The sequence below is a fragment of the Fibrella forsythiae genome (assembly GCF_017353175.1).
Classification (GTDB): Bacteria; Bacteroidota; Bacteroidia; order Cytophagales; family Spirosomataceae; genus Fibrella; species Fibrella forsythiae.
Window position 1 is genome coordinate 282,303 of sequence record NZ_JAFMYW010000011.1, and the last position, 9,445, is coordinate 291,747.

The 9,445-nt window shown below is 51.6% G+C and carries 7 protein-coding genes; 3 read left to right on the plus strand and 4 right to left on the minus strand.

The genetic code is table 11. The annotated features are described in order from the left end of the window. Positions 1 to 8: 8 nt before the first annotated feature. The gene (locus tag J2I46_RS28235) at positions 9 to 1,046 is read right to left on the minus strand and encodes an aminopeptidase (RefSeq protein ID WP_207332447.1); all 1,038 of its coding nucleotides are present in this window, start codon (positions 1,044 to 1,046) and stop codon (positions 9 to 11) included. Positions 1,047 to 1,208: 162 nt separating this feature from the next. Between J2I46_RS28235 and J2I46_RS28240 the strand changes: the two genes are divergently transcribed. Then, positions 1,209 to 1,496 (plus strand): YtxH domain-containing protein, encoded by a 288-nt coding sequence (locus tag J2I46_RS28240; protein ID WP_207332448.1) that lies wholly within the window; start codon positions 1,209 to 1,211, stop codon positions 1,494 to 1,496. Positions 1,497 to 1,668: 172 nt separating this feature from the next. Here the strand turns inward: J2I46_RS28240 and J2I46_RS28245 are convergent, their stop codons facing one another. The 3 genes from J2I46_RS28245 to J2I46_RS28255 form a co-directional block, all read right to left on the minus strand. Further along, entirely contained in the window at positions 1,669 to 2,385 is a 717-nt protein-coding gene (locus J2I46_RS28245) for a hypothetical protein (protein ID WP_207332449.1), read from the minus strand. A gap of 2 nt (positions 2,386 to 2,387) precedes the next feature. After that, positions 2,388 to 2,753, minus strand: a complete 366-nt coding sequence (locus J2I46_RS28250) for a hypothetical protein (RefSeq protein ID WP_207332450.1) — start codon at positions 2,751 to 2,753, stop codon at positions 2,388 to 2,390. Between the two features lie 145 nt (positions 2,754 to 2,898). Beyond that, positions 2,899 to 3,450: an SGBP N-terminal domain-containing protein gene (locus tag J2I46_RS28255; RefSeq protein ID WP_207332451.1), complete on the minus strand. Its 552-nt coding sequence runs from the start codon at positions 3,448 to 3,450 to the stop codon at positions 2,899 to 2,901. A 228-nt stretch (positions 3,451 to 3,678) separates the two neighbouring features. On the opposite strand from J2I46_RS28255, the gene J2I46_RS28260 reads away from it, so the two are divergent. Together J2I46_RS28260 and J2I46_RS28265 are read left to right on the plus strand one after the other, a co-directional pair. Continuing rightward, positions 3,679 to 5,439: a sugar-binding protein gene (locus J2I46_RS28260; protein ID WP_207332452.1), complete on the plus strand. Its 1,761-nt coding sequence runs from the start codon at positions 3,679 to 3,681 to the stop codon at positions 5,437 to 5,439. A gap of 481 nt (positions 5,440 to 5,920) precedes the next feature. Next, a partial coding sequence (locus tag J2I46_RS28265) for an SdrD B-like domain-containing protein (protein WP_207332453.1) occupies positions 5,921 to 9,445 on the plus strand: 3,525 nt, incomplete at its 3' end.

The window sequence follows — 9,445 nt, forward strand, 5'->3', positions numbered from 1 at the left end:
TCTGTCCTTTATAATGACGGATAGGTTTTTTTAAGGTGTGTTAAATAACGCTTAAAATCGCTATTAAATTGAATAACAAACTCTGTTTTGAACCGGTTCTGTTGCTTCCGATACGTTAGAAACCCTACAAAGTACGCATTGTTGGGTAAGTCAGTTTTCAACCAGACCCGCCTTTTCCCGGAATGGTTTAAGCGGCCATCGGTGATCGTATCTGTCGAGGTCATGACCGTTTCAATCGTTTGCCACTTCATTGCTTCTTTGATGGCTGCAGCTGTTGATGGTTTAAGCAATCGGTACACACTATCGAGTTTTTGAGTACCCCGCAGGATGTGGTCGGTGAAGCGCTCATAGTAGGCATTGGTTGCCACATAGTTTAGGTAGGGGAGCGAATCTCGCCCGTATTTCTGCGCCATATACCGTTCTGCCCCATATTCGCCCACAAAATCGGCCAGGTTTTCGTTGTATTCAAGCTGGTCTTTAACAAACAGCGTGCCGTGGGTCAGCTCATGAATGATCAGTTCGGCCAGGCTACCCTCGGTTCGCTTCAGCATACTCGACAGAATCGGGTCTTTGAAAAAACCCAGGGTTGAATACGCGGCTACTTCGTTGATACGAGTATCGTAGCCCTGCCGTTGCAACAGGCTGTCGGCTTGCAGCAGTCGTTCACGATCGAAATAGCCCTTATAAGAAAATGTACCCAGCAGCGGAATATCATACGAAACCGGCTTCAGCGCGTATCGATCTGCCCCAACAAGCACCCACATCAGCGGTTTTCCCTGTTGATCGTGGAAGGTGGTAAAATTATCAGACGGATCGAGGCCCAGCGAATCCTGTGCGAATTGCTTGATGTCCTGAATAAGCCGAATCTTGGCCTTGAGCGAATCTGGATAGGTTGGGTCGGTCAGTACCTCGGCTATGGGGCGGGTGTTGAGCATGATATGTAACTGACCCTTCGCCTGCATGTACCCGTAACTCACCCATTCACGTTGCCAAACACCTAGGGCCAGCAGAATGACTAAAAAACCCAGAAAAATACGCCGTTTCATAGGGCAAAGGTAAAGAGCGAACGAATGAAAGGGCGAACGAGTAATCACGCCGATGCCTCCACGAATCCCGGTTTAGCACCACTTGTCACTCTTTCGCTCAGAATCTCTTTCACTCGTTGATTTAAAGCGGTACGTTCGTGCTTCACTAAACAACGCAAAACAATGGCAGTGAACGCAAAACATCTGGCTACATTCATTCTTGGTGCCGCCGCGGGCGTAGCGCTCAATAAATACCTGCAAACTGAAGATGGCGAGAAAATGATGGCCGATCTGAAAGAGAAGGGCACTCAACTGAAATCAGAAGCTGAAGGCGCGATCGACAATGCCCCCGAGTATTTCGAGAAACTGAAAAGCCAACTGTCTGAGCTTCTGAAAACGAATTTCCCCAACGCTGAACAGGCCATCGACGACGTACTGGGCAAAAAGCCCGAAACAGACTTGCCAGCTTAGAGTCAACGTACCTACGCACAAGAAAGGCCACCGGTGACTAACCGGTGGCCTTTCTTGTGCGTAGGTACGTTGGCAGTCGAGCGATAGGGCGTCCGGGAAATACACCCCGTCCTGTCTTTACCAACCGAGTTGGCCGAAACTATGCTCTCTTGATACTAACCAGTGAGTTGGTCTACTGCTGATGGCGAATCGGTCCGGAAGTCCAGTTCAAAGACAGCATTGGCCTGGGCAAAACCTGAAGCTTCCTGTCTTCACTAGCTAAATTGGACAGACTTTCCATTGTCACATTGACTGGCATGCGCGGATCGTCGTCTGAGATGCTGGTTACGCCAACGCCAACCACGCCAATGTTGCATGTGTTTGTCAGCGGGTCGAGACGAACGGTGAAGATATGATACTTGTCGAAGTTAATTCGGCCTATCAGTTTGGGATAGTTCTCGTAGTCGACCAAATCAGTAGCCGCTCTTATTTCGCCGTTTTTCAGCAGAGTCAGGCGGGAAATGTAATTTCCGTATCCATCTGAGATGAATAATAACAGATCGTTTGTGCCCCGGCTCAATTTAGCCGTCCATGCAACTAATATGGGTTTATCCGGGTCAGTCTCGACGCCTACAAATGACAACCAGTCTTTATGCATGCCACGTGTGGCTGTCGCTTCGTCTGAGAAAGACAGTGCTCTGCTGGTGCCATCCTGAATGACTTTTAGCTTAGGGGTAATGGCTGAGTCATACGTCAATGTGTCGCCAATAGGCGCGCCGGGTATGTCGTGGGGTGGTAAGTTCGATACGACTTCGCCCGAAAAGTTGTCGAACAGGAGCGTAGATCCGCAGGAGAATGAAGCCATTGATACCATACACAGCAGTATCAGCGAAAGAGGATGCTTATACATGATCAGAAGTTTTTGATAACTGGTGCATAGTAGATTGCCCCGGAAGCCCCTATAACGTAGGCCCGCAATTTCTTGTAAATCGCTTTAGTCGAATTGCCATTGGTAACGGTTAGTCCCGAATCTGAGCCGGTGGGGTTGGCATCAGTTCCTCCTTTTCTAACGAACAAGTGTAGTTCCAGCGCCTGATTGGCATTTAAACTGTTCCGTTCGGTGGCATTAATGTCGCGCTGGGCTTTGTAGAAGAAGCTACTGACATTTTCAATGGCAGGGTCGGGCATGTTCTTGTCAGTACTATTATTCTCGACTACCCCATAAGTATTGATCAACTCGATATTTGATCCAACCCCGAATTTGAAAATGACTTCCATCTCAGAGTTATGCCATTGGGCGGCGTTCGTTGTGAATACAGGCGGTGTATAGGGCCTGGTGGTGAGTGTTTTCGCCTCGCCGTAACCCGTGCCTGCGCTGTTGATAGCATACGCCCGTTAATAGTAAGTGGTGCCCGCTTTGAGGTTAGGCATACTGGCAATAAAATAGGTTGGGGCTGAAGCTGGTCCGCGATCGTCTTTGCTGTCGGTGTGGCGTGGCGTTAATGGCATCGCCGGCCTTGAACTCCCACTTTTTTGCACCAGTTGCGGCATCGATAGCTACCAGTAAACCGTCTAGGTTTCCGACATATACCAACCCGTTATGCACTGATTGTGCTACGGTCATTGTAGCCGTATACGCCTGTGTGGTGCCATCTTCGGCTGTAACGGTATAGATGACCGGCTTGCTGAAATCCTGCGCTACGCCCGATGCGGGCGAAACAGTGGCCTTGTCAGACACCACAATGGTCGGTGCCAGGCTGCTCAGGCTTGTACCGAGCGGCAACGTACCTATGATGGTATTGCCACTTACGGTGGCCACCACGTCGGGGCTAACCGAGCCAAACGTAAACGAGGTAATGGCTTTGGCCGAACTTCTGGGTACCGTATCAGTGTCTTTTTTGCAGGCAGCAACCAGCGCGATGAGCAGGGCCATGCTGACGCTCAGCAGGAAGCGGGTGTTGAAGGTAGTTTTCATATGGTGTGGATAGAGTAAAGAACTTTTCCGCTGAATTACAGCTACGTGTGAATCGATAGGGGCAAAGTTGGCAGGTACGTAGAGGGCAGGCAATCACATAAAGAGGGGATGCGAAGGAGCCTGTTCCCAGAGCTGCCCGGCTATTGGCCGGTTCATAACTGGCTAAATCTGATCCGGAGAGGCCTATTAATCGGTAGCTTTCTGTTTCTACAGGTAAGCATACTATCTATGAAAGGGACCCTGCTTCTTTCTACGGTGATCGGGCTATTCGTTGCCTGCGCCAAACCCGTTACGTTGCCGATAAACATGACCGGAACGTACCTGACCGAACCGCCGGTCGACAGCCCCCACATTGCGTGGGACTATACTACGTTGCGGAAAATTGCGCCCTTGCCCGGCCAGGCGGCTGGGTACTGTGGCTATGCCCGACTCATACAACGTGCGGATCATACGCTGCTCTGTGTGTATGAAGCCAGTGGAAGCGTGGAACTTGTACGCAGTACTGATGGGGGCAATACGTGGTCGGGTAGGGTGGTGGTGGCAGCCAGAGAACCGGGCGTCAGTATGGCGGTTCCTGAGATTGTGGAACTGGCCGACCAGTCGTTGCTGGTTTCGTATAACCCCCGCCCGGGCCGTACCGCAACGGGCAAACGCTTCGGTATTCGCACCATAAAGAGCTACGACGGTGGCGCTAGCTGGACAGATAGGCGGCTGGTTTACGAAGCAGGTGTCAGTTTCGACAATGGTTGCTGGGAACCTGTAGCCATGCAACTGCCTTCGGGAGAGGTTCAGCTTTACTTTTCTGATGAAGGTGTTTATACCACTTCCAACGAGCAGAATATTTCATTGATGCGCTCTGCCGACGGTGGCCTGACGTGGACAGCCAGACCTGAGATTGTCTCGTTTCGGGCTGGAAAACGCGATGGAATGCCCGTTCCGATTGTGCTGAACGGGACCGACGTAGCCTTCTCCATTGAAGATAATGTTCAAACAGCATTTAAGCCCTATATAATAAGGAACAGCATTGCCGACAACTGGCAAAGCGGACCTGTTGGCGGCGATAACCCAAACCGGACCTACGCGCTGAGCCAGCCGTTGAGTGAAACGGTTTATGCGGGTGCTCCGTATCTGCGCCAGTTGCAGTCGGGCGCAACGATCCTTGGCGTTCAGAGCACCGAAAATCGGATTAATAATCGACTGGCGGTATCGAGGCTGGTTGTTTACGTGGGCGACCGCGACGCCCGGAATTTCAAGCAGCCGACAGAGCCATTTCTCATTCAGCCTACGCACAGTGGGCTATGGAATTCGTTGAGTGTACTACGTGGCGATACGGTTGTTGCGCTGACCAGTACCAAGTCGTATGGGGGGGCTAACCCCGAGGTCTGGATGATTAAAGGCTACGTTATTCCCGAGCAGGTAGCCTCGTTTTCGAGCGTTACCGTTGATGGTGAATTGGGTCGGGCTGAGTGGCCGGCAACCCTTCCCATTTTTATTGGCCACCGGGGGCCTGCTCAACTTCGGGCTGGCTTTGCGTATACTGATACCTACCTATTTGTGGGTGTGCAGGTGGCTGACAGGCTGCTAAAAACCGACTCGCCTACTCCACTCGACGACGATGGCATCTGGTTGGGTCTAGACGTAATCAATACGTTGACTACAGCGTCCGGGAGTCAAAAAATTCAGTTACTAATCTCGGCCGATGGGCGGCTGCTCGTTCGGAAAGGGGCCGTTACCGACTGGGTACCTTATGCTGGATTGGGTAGGGAGATCAGACTTGTGCTGAGAAAAACGAGTGCTGGGTACGTTGCCGAACTGGCTGTTCCCTGGACACTGGTCGGTGGCAAACCAACTAGCCGTTCGGCTATACGCTACACCCTGGGCCTGCTGAATGACGATGACGGAGCCGCCATTGATTATACCGACAATTTAGGAGAACGTGTTAATAATGAAGAAATCATTTGGCAAGCGTTGAGGCTTGCTGATAAGTGATACGTGTGTAGCTTTTCTGAAAAATAGGCGATACTACGGGTTGAGCATCCCGGGATAGCTACTGTTCCAAATCAGGTTTGTAGGGTCAACAAGCCATTGAGCAGCTTGTTGTGCAACTCTGTATATGGTTCTATTAGCCAGGTACGCAGTATCTGGCATAGAAATCTGGCTCATTTTGAGGGATTGTTTAGATAGACAATAATTATGCCTAAATGCGCTGAGCTGCTGACAAACGAAATGACCTCTGGCTAACTTTTTAGTTTAATTGAATATATGTTGTATTTATACTTTAATAGATTAGTAAATTTACCTTATACTTGTACGTATGATAATAAGTATTAACTCTCCAAGTATATAGATTTTATAAACATGGCATAGTTTTGGCAAGTGCTCAGTCGCACGATCTATTCAGCGGCTGCATATGAAATACTTCTTCCTGCCAACATTTTCGAGGGGCGCATACCGGTTTACACAACGACCAATGGCTTCTTTTTTAGTTAAAGCGTTGTATCCAACATTACTAGGCGTACTGCTTTTACTAAGCACTTCTGTGCAGGCTCAGATTTCGGGAACTGTTTTCCGGGATTTCAACGCCAATGGCACCTTTGATACGGCGCCAGCCTCCACAACGTTTACCGAATTAGGGTTGGCCGGGGTGGAAGTACGGGTCTATAATGCGGCGGGTGCCAACGTAACCAACGGAACCGTTCAAACGACTGGCATTACCGGGGCGTATACCGTAACGCCTACAGGCACGGGCCCCTTTCGCGTTGAATTCACTATTCCGACCAGTTTAAGCGTTTATAACAGCGGCCCTTCCGGAACGTTGGCGACTAGTTCGGGTAGTTCCGTGCAGTTTGTGAGCACTGGTACCGCTACGGTCAATTTTGGGGTTAACTACCCCCGCGACTATTGCCAGGCAAACCCTGATGTGGTTGTACCCTGCTTCGTCAGTGGTAACCCGCTGGCAACGGGTAGCGACGTGGCGGCTGCGGAATCTATTGTTATAACGCCTTACACGTCTGTAAGTGTAACGCCTGCGATGGCTACCGACTTGGGTTCTGCTGCTCAGGTAGGCAGTGTTTGGGGCTCGGCCTATCAGCGTTCATCCGGCAAATTATTTTCGGCTGCCTTTCTGAAACGGCACGTTGGTCTTGGCCCGCTCGGTCTGGGTGGTATTTATGTAACAACAAACGTATCGTTTACCGCAACGGCGCCAACTAGTGCCTCATATGCCAATCTGGCCACACTGGGCCTTAATCTGGGGGCTACGGCATTAGGCACCCGTACCCTGCCATCGAGTGGAACCGTTTCCAGTGCCGACCCGAATTCGTTTTCGCTGGTCGGTAAAGCTGGTTTAGGGGGAATGGCATTTTCAGACGATGAGACGAAGCTATACGTGATCGATTTATCTGGCCGGCAGCTCGTTGTTCTCAATGTTGGTAGTCCGGCCAAAGCGTCGCTTACAGCTGCCGACGTTCAGACGGTGGCTTTACCGGCCACTGCTGTTTGTACAAATGGAACGGCCAGGCCCTTTGGCATTACTGTCTATCAGGGGAAAGTATATGTTGGCGTTGTTTGTACAGGCGAAGCGGCGGCAGGTGTAGCGGCCAACTTACAGGCCAACGTGTATGCACTGGATGTGGCTACGCAAACCTTCAGCACAACGCCGGTACTGACTTTCCCGCTCACGTATCCGAAGGGGCTTGTTCATGCCAGTTATCCGAACCTGGGCAGCACCTGGAATCCGTGGTCAGATTCATTCGCTGAATTCAATATTAATGCAACCAACACAGGCACGGGCACCAACAATCTGGCTGTTCGTGCGGCCTTGCCACAGCCGATTCTCTCGGCTATCTCCTTCGCTGATAATGGCGATATGATTGTTGGCTTTATGGACCGGGGCGGTCATCAGTTGGGGTATCGTCAACGCTCGCCAACCGACACCGGGCCAACAGCCACATCGATCTATAGCGGCTACGTTGGTGGTGATATTTTACGGGCTCGCCTGAATGGAACAACCTGGACGCTGGAGAATAACGGTAGCGTAACGTCGACAGCGCTGGGTACGTTGACTACTGCCGGGGCGAGTACATCGCAGGGGCCAGGCAATGGCGAATTCTACTTCACGGAGGAGTATAATAACGCGACAACCCACCAGGAAACGTCGCAGGGGGGAACGGCCGTGGTACCGGGTACCAACCAGGTGGTCACAACGGTGATGGATCCGCTCACCGTTTTTTCGGGTGGGTTCAGCTGGTTCAATAACACAACCGGGGATGATGATAAACGATATCAGATTTACGTAGCTCCTACCGGAACCGCTGCTCCAACGTCGGGTAAAGCTAATGGGTTAGGTGGTGTTACGCCGGTTTGTTACCCGGCACCCGTTCAGATCGGTAACCGGGTTTGGCGCGACACCAATGATAATGGCATTCAGGATCCGGGCGAACCTGTTATGGCAGGGGTACAGGTCATTCTACGTGGCCCCAACAATTTCAGCGCAACAGCCACTACCAACGCGAATGGTAACTATTACTTCACCAACGCAGCCGGAACAAACGTTTCGGGCTTTACGTATGGGTTAGCCCTAACGTCGGGCAGTTCGTATACATTGAGTTTTCCGACAAACGTCAGTGCCACGACGATCAGTACGAAGCCGCTCTCGGCAACGGGTACCAACGCAACCCGGATTGACTCGGATGCTGATGCGGCCGGTCGGATCGTATTTACGCTCGGTCAGGCGGGTGTCAATAATCTCTCATTCGACGTTGGTTTCGTTTCCTGCTTTACGGCGGTCACTACCGCCAGTAGCAATGCCGTTTGTTTAGGTCAGCCCGTTGTGCTGACCACCCAGGTGACGCCGGCTGGCAGTTATACGTATGCAGTGACGGGCCCGGCCGGTACGACCATCACAGGCGGAACCACCGGCACAGCCACTGTATCGAATCTGGCCAGCGGCGTTAATAATTTTACGGTAACGATCAGCAGCGGCCCTAACTGCGTAACGACCAATGTAGTGTCAATAACGGCTACGGCGGCTTCATTACTTGGTTTAACGGCCTCAACTTCGGCGATCTGCGTCGGTCAGGCCGTTACGTTATCTACTTCGTTAGGTGGACTTGTTCCGCTTGGATCGGTTGTTGTCAACACCGTAGGCGCGCTGGGGCTGCTGACGCCAGTTACGTCAAACATACTAAGTCCAACGGCTACCACTACTTTCCTGGCCCAGGTACCTATATTAGGCGGGCTGGTTTCCAGTTGTCCGATAACCGTAATTGTCAATCAGCCGCCTGCGCTTACGGCGGTGAGTACATCGCTGTGCGTAGGTTCTCCGCTAAACCTGACCAGCGTACTGGCCCAGAACAACATTCTTACCGGCCTGACCAATACCTTGCTGGGCGTGGGTACGATACCTACCAACCTTACGGTAGGGGCGGGTGTGAACCTGTTTAACGTGCTGTCTACAAATGCCAGTGGTTGTACGGCTGTTACGCCGGTAACGATTACGGGCGTAGCTGCCCCTGCGCTGTCTCCGTTGAACCTGTCAGTATGTGTAGGTACCAACCTGGACTTGACCAGCTTAAGCGGCTTAACGGGTCTGACCAATGTGTTCCGGCTAGGAAATACGCTTGGTCTGGGTACGTTGCTGAGTACGCCTACATCTGTAAGCATTGGTGCAGGAGTGAATTTATTCAATGTTGTTTCAACCAATCCGTTCGGCTGTACGGCGGCTACACCGATTAGTGTAACGGGCGTTCCAGGTCCTACGGTCAGCCCAATTGCGCTTTCGGTCTGTGTAGGGACAAATCTGAATTTAACGAGTTTTACTGGCTTAACAGGCCTGACCAACGTGTTCCGGACCGGTAGCGCTCTTGGTCTGGGTACGTTGCTGGGTACGCCAACCTCGGTAAGCATTGGTGCAGGAGTGAACCTGTTCAATGTTGTTTCAACCAATCCGCTGGGCTGTACCACCGCAACGCCGATCAGCGTGACGGGTGTGAAC